Genomic DNA, 15,167 nt, shown 5'->3' with positions numbered 1-15,167 from the left:
CACCATGTCCCGCTGCATCTGCGGTCTATTATTTAGCGGTATGGCGCACACCGCGAGCGCCAGCGAGCTAGGGTATGACGCCTACATCGACAGCCCGAAGCGGATCAAATGCATGTACGGCTACGTCACTGCCAAGACCGGAAATTTCGACGTCGCCAGGCAGATATTCGAGGACTGCATCGCGCGCTGGAACGACGTGTATTCGATGATCTGGCTGGCGCAGATGTACGAGTCTGGCTCGGGCGTGCCGGTGGATCTGGACAAAGCCGCTGCGCTCATGGAACGCGGCGCCAATCAGCCCGATGAGGCCAGCTATGTAAGCCTGGCCCGCTACCACTGGGGTACAGCGCTAGCCGAAGGGCGCGGTGTGAAAAGAGACCCGAAGGCCGCGCGAATGTGGCTGGAACGTGCATCCGAAGGCGGTCAGAGCGAAGCGGACGAATACTTGCTGCGTATGGATCAATCACCGAATCAAATTGCCCGCTGAGCGGTTCACACAACAACAAGAGAATCTATCCATGCCCCGAACACTCCTTGCTGCTGCCATTTCTTGCGCGTTCGCTTGCACCAGTGCATCCGCTCTGGCGGCCACTGCCTATGTGTCGAACGAAAAAGACGACACCGTCAGTGTGATCGATCTGGATACGCTGGAAACGGTCGAGACGCTCGAGGTTGGCCAGCGTCCGCGCGGTCTGACGTTGTCACGCGACAACAAGCTGCTCTACATCTGCGCCAGCGACTCGGACACGGTTCAGGTCATGGACCTGGCAACCCGGAAGATCATCAAGCAACTGCCGTCCGGCGCGGACCCCGAGCAGTTCGCCCTGCACCCGAACAACAAGTGGCTGTACATCTCCAACGAGGACGATGCGCTGGTAACGGTGGTCGACGTCGACAACGAGGAGGTACTGGCGCAGATCGACGTTGGCGTCGAGCCAGAGGGCATGGGCGTAAGCCCGGATGGCAAATGGGCGGTGAACACCAGCGAAACCACCAACATGCTGCACTGGATCGACACCAGTACCAACCAACTGGTGGACAACACCCTGGTCGACCAGCGCCCGCGCCATGTCGAATTCAACAAGGACAGCACGCTGCTCTGGGCCTCGTCGGAGATCGGCGGAACGGTAAGCGTCGTCGACGTTGAAAAGCGCGAAATCATCAAGACGCTGAACTTCAAGATCAAAGGCGTGCATCCGGACAAGGTCCAGCCGGTCGGCATCAAGCTCAGCTCGGACGGCAAATACGCGTTCGTCGCGCTCGGCCCGGCCAACCATATCGCCGTGGTCGATGCGAAGACCTATGAGGTGCTCGACTACCTGCTGGTGGGCCGCCGGGTCTGGCACATGGCGTTCAACCTCGATGAGAGCCGGCTGCTGACCACCAATGGCGTCAGCGGTGATGTTTCGGTGATCGATGTGGACTCGCTCAAGGTGATCAAATCGATCAAGGTCGGACGCTACCCCTGGGGCGTGGTGGTCGCGCCATGACCGCGCTGCGGGTTGAGCGCGTCAGCTTCGCCTACGGGGAACGTCAGGCGCTGCACGACGTGAGTTTCAACACGGTGGCCGGAGGCTTTACCGCCCTGCTCGGCCCCAACGGAGCTGGGAAATCGACGCTGATCGCGTTGCTGACGCGCCTGTACGACTTGCAGCAGGGCGACATTCAGGTGGCCGGCTTCAGTCTGCGCAGCCAGCCGCGCGAAGCCTTGCGGCGACTTGGGGTGGTCTTCCAGCAAAGCACGCTGGATCTGGATCTCAGTGTCGAGCAGAACCTGCGCTACCACGCCGCCCTGCATGGCATGCCGCGCAAGGTTGCCAATGACCGGATCGAAGTGGAGCTGGATCGCCAGCAACTGAGCGAGCGCCGCAAAAGCAAGGTGCGCGAACTCAATGGCGGCCATCGCCGAAGGGTGGAAATCGCCCGTGCCCTCCTCCACAAGCCGAGCCTGCTGCTGCTCGATGAAGCCAGTGCGGGGCTCGATCCGGCCAGCCGCCAGAACCTCAACGATCATGTGAGATCGCTTTGCAACGAGCAAGGCATGAGCGTGCTCTGGACGACCCACCTGCTCGATGAGGTCCAGGCGAGTGACGAGCTGATCATCCTCAATCGCGGGAACCTCGTAGCGCAGGGTCGCGCTGATGAGCTGGCTGCTGCCGATGGTAGCCTGCAGCAGACCTTTGCCCGTCTCACTCGCAACGCGGTGCCGGCGTGATGTGTCCCGTTCAAACCGAATGCCCCGCCTCAATTCAGGAATCCCGGCCATGACCCCCTATTGGGAATGCCTGCGAGCAATCGTGTTTCGCGAGTGGCTGCGCTTCGTTCAGCAGCGCTCGCGGTTCTTCAGCGCCCTGGTGCGCCCGCTGCTCTGGCTGGTGGTGTTTGCAGCCGGATTCCGTGCCGCACTGGGCATCGCGATTATCGAGCCCTACGAGACCTATATCACCTACGAGACCTGGATCGTGCCGGGGCTGGCGTGCATGATTCTGCTGTTCAACGGCATGCAGGGCTCTCTCTCTATGGTGTACGACCGCGAGATGGGCAGCATGCGCGTGCTGCTGACCAGTCCGCTGCCGCGCAGTTTTCTGCTGGCGAGCAAGCTATTGGCGACTGCGCTGATCTCGCTGCTGCAGGTCTATGCGTTCCTACTGATCGCCTGGTTCTACGGCGTCCAGCCGCCTGCGGCTGGCCTGCTGACAGCGCTACCAGCCCTCTTGCTGGTGGCGCTGCTGCTGAGTGCGCTGGGGCTGTTGTTATCCAACGGTATTCGGCAGCTGGAAAACTTCGCCGGGGTGATGAATTTCGTCATCTTCCCGATGTTTTTCTTGTCGTCGGCGCTCTATCCACTCTGGAAAATGCGCGAAGCCAGTGAATGGTTGTTCTGGATCTGCTCGTTTAATCCCTTTACCTACGCCGTGGAGTTGGTTCGCTTTGCACTGTATGAACGGCTCAATCCGCTGGCGCTGGCGGTGTGCCTTGGCCTGACGCTACTGTTCAGTCTGCTTGCGGTGCTCAGTTTCAATCCGCAGCACGCCGCGCTACGCCGGGCTACCTGAGCCGTTCTCTACTACTTTAGTGCTGGTTTCCCTGTCGATCGTAGGATTTCAAACCGCTGCACTTTGCACTGTAATGTGGCCGACCGAAGTACTGAAAAGCTGGGCATGCCAAAGCCAACCGGGTTCGCTGCAGATCGCAGGGGCTTGCAGTGCAGAAGACGCCACGGCTGTTTGCGCCGATGGTTTTCTCTCCCCGGACTGGGCAAGCTTGTGGGTGAACAGCTTCTGATCGAATAGGCGCCGCACAATGGCTGCCATTGTCGACCGAAGCCGCGCACACCAAAGGTCTCTTCCGATCTACCCCACCATAATCACAACAATGAGGTGACCGGCCATGTACAAGATACTGATCGCTGATGACCACCCGCTTTTTCGTGAAGCCATCCATAACGTCATCCAGGACGGCTTTCCAGGCAGCGAGATCCTTGAAACCGCCGATCTGGACAGTGCGCTGGCGATGACGCTGGAAAATGACGATCTCGACCTGGTGCTGCTCGACCTGAATATGCCCGGCATGCACGGCCTGAACGGCCTGATCAACATGCGCAACGAGGCGCCGACCATTCCAGTGGTGATCGTGTCTGCAGAGCAGGACAAGCAAGTGGTGCTGCAGGCCATCACCTACGGCGCGTGCGGCTTCATCACCAAGTCATCGCCACGCGCGCAGATGACCGAAGCCATCGAGCAGATCCTCAATGGCAATGTGTACCTGCCTTCGGACATCATTCGCAGCCAGAAAGCCAATACCCGCCGCTCCCAGCATAACGAACAGAGCATCGCGCCCGAGCTGTTGCAGGCACTGACCCGCAAGCAGCTACTGGTGCTGGAACGCATGACCAAGGGCGAATCCAACAAGCAGATTGCCTACAACCTCGATATCGCCGAAACCACGGTCAAGGCTCATGTCTCGGCCATCCTGCGCAAGCTCAACGTGCACAACCGTGTACAAGCCATCCTCTCGGCGGGTGATATCGACTTCACCGCGTATCTGCGCAGGTGATAACCAACACCCACGCAGCTACGCTCGCCTCTGCGATAAACCTAATCCCTTGTAGGACCCGGATCACTGCCTGACGCCGCATCCCGTAGGAGCCAGCTTGCTGGCGATCAAGGGGATCCCGCGTAGCAGCGGATCGCGAGCAAGCTCGCTCTTAAGAGACTGCGCCCTACCGTCTGCTTTGTGCGTGACGATCACCAAGTCGTAAACGCAGGACCTCCCGTAATACGATACGGCCTCCGCCACCCTATGTAGGAGCCAGCTTGCTGGCGATCACGGGGCTCGCGCCTAGCGATTGGCTAACGGCGTCAGCGACGCCGAGCACTTGTCGATCGATCCTGGCGCTGTTCTAAGAATGGCCGTGCTCCATCATGTGGCACATGGCAGTCTTCAGCTTCATCGGCCGCACCGGCTTGTGCATCAGCATGTGGCCCAACTCCCGCACCTGCTGTTTGAGTTCGTTGCTGTAGTTGGCCGTAATCATCAGCGCCGGTAGTGGGCTGGCACGCCGCGCGTTGACTGTCTCGACCACATCGACGCCGTTGCAGCCGTTGTCGAGGTGGTAGTCGGCGATGATTAGATCTGCATCGGCATGGAAGTTATCGACCTGCCCGGCCAAATCCTGCTCCGACAACGCCGTCACAACATGACACCCCCAGCCCTCCAATAGGGTGCGCATGCCGGCACAGATCGCGGTGTCGTTATCCAGCACCCAGACCCGCGCACCTTTGAGCCGTTCGAGTAGCAGATCAGTAACAGACGGCTCCACGCTCGCCTTCGGCGCCCGCTTGGCCAGCGGCACTTCGATAGCGAATTTGGACCCCTTCCCCGGAACCGACTTCACCTGAATCCGATGACCGAGCATGCGCGCGATCTTCTCCACAATCGCCAGACCCAGACCAAGCCCGCGATCCTGCTGAGGACGCACGCCCTCGCCGCGTTTGAATTCGTGAAAGATCTCTTCGAGCTTGTCCTCAGGAATGCCGATGCCGGTGTCCCATACCTCGATCGACAGGCTCTGCCTGCGGCGGCGGCAACCCAGCATCACGCGGCCATGCGGGGTGTAGCGAATGGCATTGGTCAGCAGGTTGCGCAGGATCCGCGCCAACAACTGGATATCGCTGCGCACCAGCGCTGAACAGGGTATGAAGTCCAGCTGCAGCTGCTCGCTGCCTGCGATCTGGTGAAACTCCGCCGCCAGGTTTTCCAGCAACTGGCTGACGGCAAACGGGGCGATATCCGGCTTGATCACGCCGGCATCTAGCTTTGATATATCGACCAGCGTGCCAAGCAGGTTTTCGACGTCTTCCAGGGAGTTGCTGATGTTGCGGATCAGCCCGCCACTGGGTGCGGTGGGTTGCTCCAGCAATGCGCTGGTGAACAGCCGAGCAGCATTCAACGGCTGCAGCAGGTCGTGACTCACTGCGGCAAGAAACTTGGTTTTCGACAGGTTGGCCAGCTCCGCCTCCCGCTTGGCTTCACGCAGCCGCGCCTCGGCATGGGCGCGTTCGTCGATTTCACACAGCAGCTGGTCGTTCAGGCTGGTGAGCTCAGCCGTGCGCTCACGGACGCGTTGTTCGAGGTTCTGGTAGGCCTGGTGCAGCGCCTCCGCGGTGCGCCGGCGATCCGTGATGTCTTGAATCAGCACGAAGATGCCGACGACCTCGCCGCTAGCCTGACGGTTCGGTACGTAAGAGCGCAGCATGTAACGCTGCTGCCCCGAGTGGTTGTGCTCGGCCATCTCGAAGCTGACGCTTTCGCCGCACAAAGCACGGTCGATATAGGGTTCGAGCTGCTGCCAGTGCTCACCGCTGTGGATGTCACGCAACGATTGGCCGAGCATGCCTTCGCTGGGCCAGCGATACCACTCCTCGTATACCTTGTTAGTGAATTCGTAAGTCAGGTCAGCCGAGACATAGGCGATCAGCGCCGGCACGTGGTCAGTAATCAGGCGGATCCAGCGCTCGCTCTCGCGCAGCGCCTCGGCGTGGCGGTAACGCTCAGTGATGTCGGTAAAGGTGTTGACGAAGCCGCCGGTGGGTAGCGGATGGGTGCGGACCTCAAGCGTGCGACCATCGAACAGGTGCTGTTCGAGCTCAGTCAGAGGCTGACCATCGGCGTCCCGAGTGTTGGGTGTCAGCAGTTTCAGCTCACTGTCAGCCATCACTTCATCGAATGGCCGGTGTGCCTCGATGGGCGCCAAGCCGCAGAGTTCCAGGAAGCGGCCGTTCCACAGCTCCAGCCCCCCATCGGCGCTGACCATCGCCACGCCCTGCGAGAGGTTATCTACGGCACGCTGCAACAAGCGGGACTTCTGCGCCAGGGCCTGCTCGCGACGCATCGTCTCGCTGATCTTCACCTCGGTGATATCGGTGTAGAGCATCACCAGGCCACCTTCGCGCGTGGGACGCTCGCTGACCTGCACCCAGCGGCCATTCTGCAGCCGGTAGACGGTGGGCTCGTTGGCCTTACCGCGATGTTCCTCGGCGATCAGCCCGCTGCTCTCGGCCAACCGCTTGAGCTCCGACAGCCGCGTACCGCTGTTGATGCGCGCGCGCGTTCTGCTCCAGAGCGACTTGAAGCGCTTATTGAACAGAACGATGCGCTGATCCTTGTCGAACAGCACGAAGGCATCGGAAATGCTCTCGATCGCGTCGACCAAATGCTGATGAGCGGTTTCCGCCCTCAGGCGTGCGTCGCTGAGCAAACGGTTGCTGGCCTTCAGTTCTGCCATCGCCTGATTCAACGCATCGGTGCGTTCGCGCACTTGTTCAGCCAGTTCGACTGAATGCTGGAAGGCGGCGTAAGACGCATCGCGCCCGGTACTGCTGGACTCGATACGCTCGATCAGTGCCGCATTGATCCGCCGCAGCTTGTGGTTTTCGCGCTCGAGTTCGGCCTGCCGATCGAGTCGCTCAACGAGCACTTTTTTCTCCAGCACGTCCACCTGGCCGTCCGATGGCGACGCCGGTGAAGGTCTGGTTGATATGCATGCCATTGAACTGCTCTCCATAGGTGTTGAAGCCAATCACCTGCTGGCGTCGTAGGAAGGCTGAGATGTCGTCGCTGGAGCCGTTACCGTCGATCTCCAGCCGCCGCAGAAAGCAGTCGCAGCCGATGGTCAGCAAGGGCGGGCCGAGACGCTGTTCGAGACGTTCAAATACGGCTTCGAGGTTGGGCATCAGCGGGCCAGGACGCATCGCGGTCATCACGATGCCGTTCTCCACGGCGCAGTAAAACGTCAGGCTGAGGTCATCGTTGACCTTCTGGATCGAGCGGACGTAGTAGTTCTCGTTGATGCGCACTGCCAGCGGATGCGCAGCGAACAGTTGGTGATCGAGATCGCTGACCTCGACGCCGACCAGCCGTGCATATTCCTCGGCAGCGGGTTCTGCGTTCAGTTCGTAGACGCGACGCGCGTGACTGTCCACGCGCGTCACCACCAGCTTCTCAGTGCGCGGCAGCATGTGATGTGTGGTGAACACCTCGAAATCCATCCAGGTGTTGATCAGCACGACCGCCGCCGCCCCGCTGTGAAACTTGCCGTCGTAATAGACATGAGTGTCGGTCAGGTGATTGTCATCGCCGGCCGAGCCGCCGAAATGCGGAATGCTGCCAAAGGCGGCACTGAGCGCCGACAGCACGATCTCCTCACGGCTGGACAGCCCATCAAGCAGGGTCAGGGCAAAACTGTGGTCCTTGATCGGCGCCAGCGAGTTGCTGCGGCAATCGCTGCCCAGCCGTTCGACCAATTGCTGCGCATCGGTGAGGCTGAAGCGGTCCATCTCATCGATCAGCTCGCAGGCGATGGAAAAGTTGCGGTGATCGAAGCCGACCGCCGTTACGCAGCTGCGGCCGTAGCCCTGGGGGGTGATTTCTCCAGCCGATGTACAGCCCACCATGCGTACACCACCGAAGTACTGGTGCAGCGCATTACCCAGTGCTGGCAAATCGTACTCGGCAGAGCAGAAAAACAAGACGAAGCCGAGATACGGGTGAATCAGCTGGCGAGCCAGGTCCTGGGCCACCGTTTCGGCGTCCCGCGATTCAGACATCGCTGTGCGCACCGCTAAGGATTCTTGCTCGACCACGCACGCCACCCCATACACCGTTATCGTATGACCCCATTCTTGGTCAGGGCATAGGGTACGAACATGCTACTTCAGTACCACCTGCGGCCTGCCAAGGTAGCAAAGCGGCGAAACAGTACGGGGCTTATTGCCGCAACTGCTCGTGGCGCACTGAATAAAAAAAACGGATGCCCTCGAAAGGCATCCGTCTGATTGTCGCAGGCTGGGTTAGAAGCTCAACGCGGCACCAATGGCGTAGGTACGCGTGTCCTCGTCGATGGCGCTGGTATCCCGACCGGTCAACTCGAACTGGTTCACTTCCGCCACCAGTTTCAGGTTGTCATTGATGGTGCGGAAATACGCGATGCCCCGGGTTTCGTAATCGGCCGCCGTTCCCAGACCATTGCCGTCATCCTTGGTCTTGCCGGATGACAGCGCGATGCGGTTCTTGCCGAACGAGTACGAGCCTTGCAGCAGGTAGCCGTCGCTGTCGACGTCACGCAGCTGGGCTTCGCCTGCGTTGTTGGTATAGAACGGGTTGATACCCTCGGCCTGGAAGCCTGACGCAGTGACGGAGAACCCAGCCATCTTGGCCTGTACGCCGTAGCCGATGCCCTGGGAGTCGACTTCGTCGACGGTGCTGTCGGTGTTCTTCGAGGTCTGCTGCATGCCGTTGACCCACGAATAAATCTGAGCGCCTGCCACCTCGAACTGGTAGGTGATCTCGGTTTCGAAACGCGGGCTGTCCTGATAGGCCTCGTCCAGCGCGCTGCTGGCATCGTTCGTAGTATCGACCGGGTCCATGATGCCGACTGCCACACGCAGGCCGCTCATTACTGGCGAGCGATAGGTCACCTGGGAAGTCGGGAACGGGTACGGGTAACCCGTGCCGATGTTGCCGAAGGACACGCCGCCGAAATCAACCAGGCCCAGGGTGTCGCTGACCTGGCCGTATCCGGTCAGCATCTCGTCAAGGAATATGTTGGACCGGCCGAACAAGCCGAAATCCTTACCGAAGAGCACCTCGCCCCACTGGTCGTTAGACGCCGTGCCGTAGAACTGGCGCACGTCGATACCGGTCTCGGTGCCGTTGGTGTCGCTGTCGTTGATCGTGACCCAGAAGGAGGAGCGACCGCCGACCTTGAGTTCTTCGAGCTGCTTGCCGAAGTTGAAACCGATGTAGTTAGGCAGGAAACCCATCTTCACGCGGGACTGGTCCCGGTCGAACCGCTCCCCGGCACGATCGACATCGCTGCTGACGTAGAAGGTGTTGAAGTAGCCGTCGACGGTAAAGGTGGTGTCATCCTTGTCATAAAGCATGATTTCGGCAACGGCCGACTGGCTAAGGGTCATGCCAATCGCGCTGGCTAAGGCCAACGGCAGTAAGGTGGTAACCGCTTTCTTCTTGTTGTGCATGGCGCTCTCCGCTGATGTGACGACAGGCAGTCGTGTCGAGGCGGATTATCGAAAGCACAACCGAAGGGCCATACGCTCCAATAGCGGCGACTGGCTACTACTTTCGCCACGACCACTGATGCGAGCGGAAAGGCCCTCCCTGCCGTTCCGTTCGGACTAGCGCTTAGGTCGTACACCGTTACGCTTAGGTCGATCATCAGACGCAAGACAACAGCGCCGAAGCCGCCGGAGGCTGGTCAGAAAGCGAAACTGCCGAGTGAAGTTGCGGTGGGATTGGGCGTCAGGTCCAGCCTGAATCAGGTGCTGGCGCATTGGCGACAGCCACCCAGCCCGCGCGGGCCAAGCGCAGTGCCTCCAGGGCCGCCGTCAGATCCTGTCGCTGAAGGGTCCGCATCGCAGCGGCAACCTCGATGGGTCGATCAATCTCATGTCCTGCTTGCAGACTCTGCCATGCCTGTTCGGCCTGGGCGCGGAAGTCCGATGCGCTGGCTACGTGCCGGTCGCTGGCTTGGCGTGCGGCTCGCTCGATCACATCGTCATCTTGTTCGGCCAGTTTCACTGTGCTGTCGCTGAGGAATTGCTCGACGTGATCGAGAATCGCGTTGGCCGAGGCGGTCGGTGACTGCACGGCGAACAGCATCCCGGCGTGCTCGTCGAACTGACAGAAGCGACAGAACACGGCGTACCCCAGTTGCAGCTCGCTCCGTAACCGTCGGAAGAAGTCCGCTTCGATCAGCCGCCCCAACACACGCCAGGAGGCCTCGCATTTGGCGGTACGGTCTGGCAACGGGCAGAACAGCAGAAATGCTGTTTCGGGCATCGCGGCCGCGCCACTGACGTCATGCCAGCGTTTCACCGTTGCTGGCACGCTGCGAGCGACCGGGAATAGCGCGGGTGTTCCTGGCAGCGTGTGGATCGCATCGGTCAGCGGTCCGCTTATGGACGACGCGAAGCCGATGGCCAGGCCTTGCCACTGTGCCGTTTGCCACAGCCGAGCCAGTGAGGATGAAGCTGCGGTCTGGCCAGGGGCCGCAGTCGGATCCATCAGCAGCCGAGGCAGGCGATTGAGCAGCTGCCGAACCAGCATCACATCGCTGCTGAGTGCCGCGTCGCGTTCAGCCAGTGCTTGGCCCTCGGTAAACGCCGCGGCTGGCGGCGCGCTAAGCACGGGCGTTATGTCGCTCAGAATTGCCGGTATGGCCTCGGCAAAGCCTTCCAGCCTGAGGCACCAGGCATCCCCGAGATCCTCGAAACGCAGCGCTACACCGGCTTGTTGGGCAGCCCAAGCAGCTGACTGCAGCGCATGCGTCAGGGTGTGCGACAAGGCGGGGAAAGACTCGCCTCGCATGAACTGCCAGCGTAAAAACAAAGCGCCCTGTCCGCTCATGTCTTCCGGACCCTGCCAACGCAGTGCAGGCGGGATATCAGCCGCTTCATAGCGCAGCAATCCGGGTGTTAACCAGGGATTCGCAGCTGGCTGTTGCCAGCCCCAGTCAGCGGGCACTGTCCGCTGCGGCGGTTCGGACTGCAGGCGCAGCGGAAAGCCGCTGGTTTCAATGGCCGCGCAGCTGGTCTTGTCGGTGATAAGGACCAGCGGCGCGCAACCGAGCATCTGCGCCGAGAGCAATGAAAGCGCCTGTTTGATCGCAGCTTCATCGCTGTTGAGGTTCCAGGCCAGCGGATCCACCCAGTACCGTAGCCGTGTCAGCGGTTCGGCGTTCTGCAGGCTTCGATGGCGGATGCGCTGATATTCCTCATGACATGGCTGCCAACGTGCATCGTCGGAAAAGAAACGCAACCAGTCGAGCACGGCTTCGACCAGCTCAGCCGGCGCCGCCATTCCTCGCTCCGTCGGCAACAGTTCCACGACCACAACGCCCTGCCCCGCATACCAATAAGGGATGCGCAGCTTTACCGATTGAACCAATTCGGCATCACGCAGGCGTTGCGTGAGCCCACCTGGCGCTTCGGACGCGAGCCAGGCGGACAGGTAATCCAGCGCCGGTACGGCGTGCTCCGACAATCCGTCAAGCGCGAACGCCAGCAACAGGCGTGGCTGAGCATTGCTGAGCTGCAAGCGAAACCAGCCGTTAGCCTCACAGCGCAAAGGCGGGACTTCGCGCCGCACCAAGGGATGGCTGGCGAGCCCAGCGTCCATTTGGTCGGCGAGACACTGCAAGACCTCTTCGTGCTGAGGCCCTGCCAATAGCAGCTCGACCTGGCCGGCGTGGTAAAACCGCCGATGATAGCCAAGCAGCGCCTCCTGAAAGGCTGCGTCCTCTACCGGGAGCGTGTCGCGGTTGCCTGCATGAAAGCCAGCGAACGGATGGGTTGGGTCGATCGCGTATCCGAGCGCCGCGTCGCATAGCGTTTCGGCGTCCTGCGCACGCGCTTGGTATTCGGCCTGCAGCACCTCGCGTTCACGCAGCTGCGCACCAGGGTCCAGCAACGGATTGGCGAGCATATCTACGAGACGACGCAAGCCCTCTTCGAGCTGGTCGGCTGGCAGCTGAAAGAAAAAGTCGGTATGTCGTTCACGGGTCGATGCGTTCAGCTGCCCTCCACATCCTTGAACGAAGGGCATCAGACCTTCTGCCGCAGTGTAATTCCGGCTGCCGAGAAACAGCAGATGCTCAAGAAAATGCGCCAACCCAGGATAGGCACTCGGCGCGTCATGCGAGCCAGCGTGGACTCGCACCAGTGCTGCGGCCTGCGAGCTGCCAAGCAACGGCATCAGGCGCACGCGCAGCCCGTTGGGAAGAACAGTTTGCGACGGTTGCTGGACAGGATCGGCTGACGAGTGCATTGGGCGACGTGTTCCGGCTGTGAGTCTGGGAGGATCGCGCCGAGGTTCGCTTGGCACAATCATGCTTAAGCATCAAACCCTGGGGCCAGCTCCGCAAGTCCGGCCGTCTTCAGGTGTCCAGATGCCCATCGAGGAACTGCAGCAGACGGCGCTGCATCAGCTTGCCAGCATTACCAAGGCAGGCAATAGGCGACCCGCGCAGTCCTTCCTGGGAAAACTCGGCGGCCTCACCCGCCATGGCCAGAGGACAGTCGAGGCTGAGTGCAAGCTTGGCAAACTGCTTGAGCAAGGCTGCGTTGGGCGGAACATTGGAATACAGCACCAATGCGCGCGGGCGAACCTTTTCGCAGATCAGGGTCAGCTCATCCAGCGGTTGACCGATGGCCAGCACACTGGCAGCAACCTCGTCACTGGAAAGCAGCAGGCCGGCAATCAATAACTCCAGCTCGCGGCATTGCCCTGGCACAGCCGCCAGCAGCACGCGATCTTCCGCCTGGGCTCGCGCAAGTTGCAGTCGCTGCAGCACGCGGGCACGCAAGAAATTGTCAAGAAAGAGCCACTCGCTGGTTTGACCGAACTCATCCTGGCGCACCAGTAACTGCTGCCACAACGGCAACAGCACATCCTGAAAAACGACCGGTAATGGATAGGTCGAGAAGATCTGTCCATAGACCCGATCGAGGCGGCTCTCGTCGAAACTGCTTATTGCCCGCTGTACCTGAGCCTGCCATTCGCCCCATTCGCCAGCGACGGCCTCCTGCTGCTCTGGTGGCACCGCCGCTCGGGTTGCGGCACTGCGCGACAAAATGCTACCCACTTTGCTCACTGCCACGCCGCGCTCCGTCCAAGCCACGATACTGCGAACCGCTTCGACATCGGCCATCGAATACAAACGATGGCCGCTCTCGGTGCGGGTCGGTTGGATCAAGCCATAGCGGCGCTCCCAGGCACGCAGGGTGACCGGATTGACACCGGTCAGGCGTGATACCTCTCGGATCGGGAACAACTCTTCCTGCTTGAGCGATGAAGACGAAAGCAGCGAAGAAGCACGGGCAAATTCAGTCATGACGCGGACAGCTCATGCAAGGGAATGGGCGCATTGTAACTCAGGGTCTGCAGGCATAGGCTGTACAGAGGTTATACAAGTACAGGATTGTGCAATGTCTCCGAAACTACCGCTTACGCTCTATGTCGACGGTGCCTGCCCGCTCTGCGCCCGCGAGGTCATCTGGCTGCGGCGCCATGCCACGCTGGAGTGCCTGCAGCTGGTGGATATCAGCACGCCTGGTTTCGTCAGCGAGGACCGATCCCTCGACCAGCTCCGCAGTAAGTTACATGCGCGCAGCGCCGACGGACACTGGCTGACTGGCCTCGACGCAACCTACTGGAGCTGGCGCGCGGCAGGCCTCGGGAAATGGGCCGCGCCGCTGGGCTGGCGGCCGTTGCGGCCATTGCTGCTGCTTGCCTATTGGCTGTTCAGTCTGGCGCGGTCTTATCTCGGCTGGCTACCCCATCCCGACGGCAGCAGCCGCTGCACGGACCGTTGCGGTCCTCGTTGACTCCCAGGCCGTTGCGCAACGAAACCTCTACAGTCTGCAAGCTCACTTGAGCCCGCACCGTTCGTCCTGCATTTACTCGGGATCGCCAGCCGCCCGGTGAACAAAGGTTTGCGAGAAACCTGGCGATAGTTCCAGCGCGCCAGATTTCCGCTAATTCTTGTACAGAATGAGTATTTGGTATAGCTTTGCATCAACCAGTGACGAGGATCAGGTCCGCGCTCAGCTGGCGCCTTTGCCACGAATAACATGCATGGTTTGCCTATGGACGGCTTCCCAGAGGATCACTCATGAACGAACTACCCGGCCATTTTCACCAAATACTTCTGGGGGTCGGCGAAGACCCCCAGCGCGAAGGCTTGCTCGACACCCCGAAGCGCGCCGCCAAGGCCATGCAGTACTTGTGTAATGGATATGGCAAGAGCCTGGAGGAAGTGGTCAACGGCGCCCTGTTCGCCTCGGACAGCGACGAGATGGTCATCGTCCGAGACATCGAGCTCTACTCTCTCTGTGAACACCATATGCTGCCCTTTATCGGCAAAGCACACGTCGCTTACATCCCGACCGGGAAGGTGCTCGGATTGTCCAAGATTGCACGCATCGTCGACATGTATGCACGCCGCCTGCAAATTCAGGAAAACCTCACTCGCCAGATCGCCGAGGCGATTCAAGAAGTGACGCGTGCGGCTGGCGTTGCGGTGGTCATCGAAGCCAAGCACATGTGCATGATGATGCGCGGGGTTGAGAAGCAGAACTCGCTAATGAACACCTCGGTGATGCTGGGTGCGTTCCGCGAATCCTGTACCACCCGGATGGAGTTCCTGCAGCTGATCGGAGGAAATCGCTGATGTCTCGGCTGGAACCCGGTTTGGCGCGTATCCGGGTAAAGGATTTGCGTCTGCGCACCTACATCGGCATCAACGAAGATGAAATCCTCAACAAGCAGGACGTGCTGATCAACCTGACGGTCCTCTACAAGGCAGTCGATGCGGTACGCGACAACGACATAGACACCGCACTGAACTATCGGACCCTGACCAAAGCGGTCATTGGCCACGTCGAGAGCAACCGGTTCAGCCTGCTGGAACGCATGACCCAGGAGATCCTGGACTTGGTCATGAGCCGGCCCAGCGTCGAGTACGCCGAGGTCGAGGTCGACAAGCCGCACGCACTGCGGTTTGCCGAATCGGTTTCGATCACACTTGCCGGGAGCCGCTGAGGCCGTTTGATAACTGAACGACAACCTGCGGCTAACCCTCTATCCGA

13 protein-coding genes are annotated in these 15,167 nt (G+C 60.5%); 8 read left to right on the top strand and 5 right to left on the bottom strand.

Annotation, left to right across the window (positions count from 1 at the left end):
• Positions 1-4: 4 nt before the first annotated feature.
• The 5 genes from ACQKIK_RS16185 to ACQKIK_RS16165 all read left to right on the top strand — a co-directional run bounded on the left by ACQKIK_RS16185 (position 5) and on the right by ACQKIK_RS16165 (position 4,056).
• Positions 5-487, top strand: a complete 483-nt coding sequence (locus ACQKIK_RS16185; RefSeq protein ID WP_499136739.1) for a tetratricopeptide repeat protein — start codon at positions 5-7, stop codon at positions 485-487.
• A gap of 31 nt (positions 488-518) precedes the next feature.
• The gene (locus tag ACQKIK_RS16180; RefSeq protein ID WP_499136679.1) at positions 519-1,490 is read left to right on the top strand and encodes a YVTN family beta-propeller repeat protein; all 972 of its coding nucleotides are present in this window, start codon (positions 519-521) and stop codon (positions 1,488-1,490) included.
• Positions 1,487-2,215, top strand: coding sequence for an ABC transporter ATP-binding protein (locus ACQKIK_RS16175; RefSeq protein WP_499136677.1), 729 nt, complete (start codon positions 1,487-1,489; stop codon positions 2,213-2,215). The genes ACQKIK_RS16180 and ACQKIK_RS16175 overlap by 4 nt, the downstream gene beginning before the upstream one ends.
• A 49-nt stretch (positions 2,216-2,264) precedes the next feature.
• Positions 2,265-3,056: an ABC transporter permease gene (locus ACQKIK_RS16170; protein WP_045427139.1), complete on the top strand. Its 792-nt coding sequence runs from the start codon at positions 2,265-2,267 to the stop codon at positions 3,054-3,056.
• Positions 3,057-3,390: 334 nt separating this feature from the next.
• Positions 3,391-4,056, top strand: a complete 666-nt coding sequence (locus ACQKIK_RS16165) for a response regulator transcription factor (protein ID WP_046161347.1) — start codon at positions 3,391-3,393, stop codon at positions 4,054-4,056.
• Between the two features lie 346 nt (positions 4,057-4,402).
• Here ACQKIK_RS16165 and nahK read toward each other — a convergent pair whose 3' ends face one another.
• The 5 genes from nahK to ACQKIK_RS16140 form a co-directional block, all read right to left on the bottom strand.
• Complete coding sequence (nahK, locus tag ACQKIK_RS16160; protein WP_499136676.1) at positions 4,403-7,051, bottom strand: hybrid sensor histidine kinase/response regulator NahK/ErcS'; 2,649 nt, start codon at positions 7,049-7,051, stop codon at positions 4,403-4,405.
• On the bottom strand, positions 6,969-8,108 hold the full coding sequence (nosP, locus tag ACQKIK_RS16155; RefSeq protein WP_499136675.1) for a nitric oxide-sensing protein NosP: 1,140 nt from the start codon (positions 8,106-8,108) through the stop codon (positions 6,969-6,971). The genes nahK and nosP overlap by 83 nt, the downstream gene beginning before the upstream one ends.
• Positions 8,109-8,351: 243 nt before the next feature.
• Positions 8,352-9,539: a porin gene (locus ACQKIK_RS16150; protein ID WP_045427131.1), complete on the bottom strand. Its 1,188-nt coding sequence runs from the start codon at positions 9,537-9,539 to the stop codon at positions 8,352-8,354.
• 280 nt (positions 9,540-9,819) lie between these two features.
• On the bottom strand, positions 9,820-12,345 hold the full coding sequence (pqqF, locus tag ACQKIK_RS16145; protein WP_499136674.1) for a pyrroloquinoline quinone biosynthesis protein PqqF: 2,526 nt from the start codon (positions 12,343-12,345) through the stop codon (positions 9,820-9,822).
• Between the two features lie 109 nt (positions 12,346-12,454).
• A complete protein-coding gene (locus ACQKIK_RS16140; protein WP_064482334.1) occupies positions 12,455-13,411 on the bottom strand; it encodes a MerR family transcriptional regulator in 957 nt (318 codons plus the stop codon).
• Positions 13,412-13,505: 94 nt separating this feature from the next.
• Between ACQKIK_RS16140 and ACQKIK_RS16135 the strand changes: the two genes are divergently transcribed.
• From ACQKIK_RS16135 to folX, 3 genes are all read left to right on the top strand, one after another.
• A complete protein-coding gene (locus ACQKIK_RS16135; protein ID WP_499136673.1) occupies positions 13,506-13,904 on the top strand; it encodes a thiol-disulfide oxidoreductase DCC family protein in 399 nt (132 codons plus the stop codon).
• Between the two features lie 287 nt (positions 13,905-14,191).
• The gene (gene folE, locus ACQKIK_RS16130) at positions 14,192-14,749 is read left to right on the top strand and encodes a GTP cyclohydrolase I FolE (RefSeq protein WP_148924327.1); all 558 of its coding nucleotides are present in this window, start codon (positions 14,192-14,194) and stop codon (positions 14,747-14,749) included.
• Positions 14,749-15,120 carry a dihydroneopterin triphosphate 2'-epimerase gene (folX, locus tag ACQKIK_RS16125; protein ID WP_127839331.1) on the top strand — a complete coding sequence of 124 codons (372 nt, stop codon included), beginning with the start codon at positions 14,749-14,751 and terminating at the stop codon, positions 15,118-15,120. Before folE ends, folX begins: the two co-directional genes overlap by 1 nt.
• Positions 15,121-15,167 lie beyond the last annotated feature (47 nt).

Source organism: Pseudomonas sp. NPDC047961, from assembly GCF_050272435.1.
Lineage (GTDB): Bacteria > Pseudomonadota > Gammaproteobacteria > Pseudomonadales > Pseudomonadaceae > Stutzerimonas.
The sequence above is the reverse complement of the archived record's forward strand: the minus strand, read 5'-3'. Positions and strand labels throughout refer to the sequence as shown.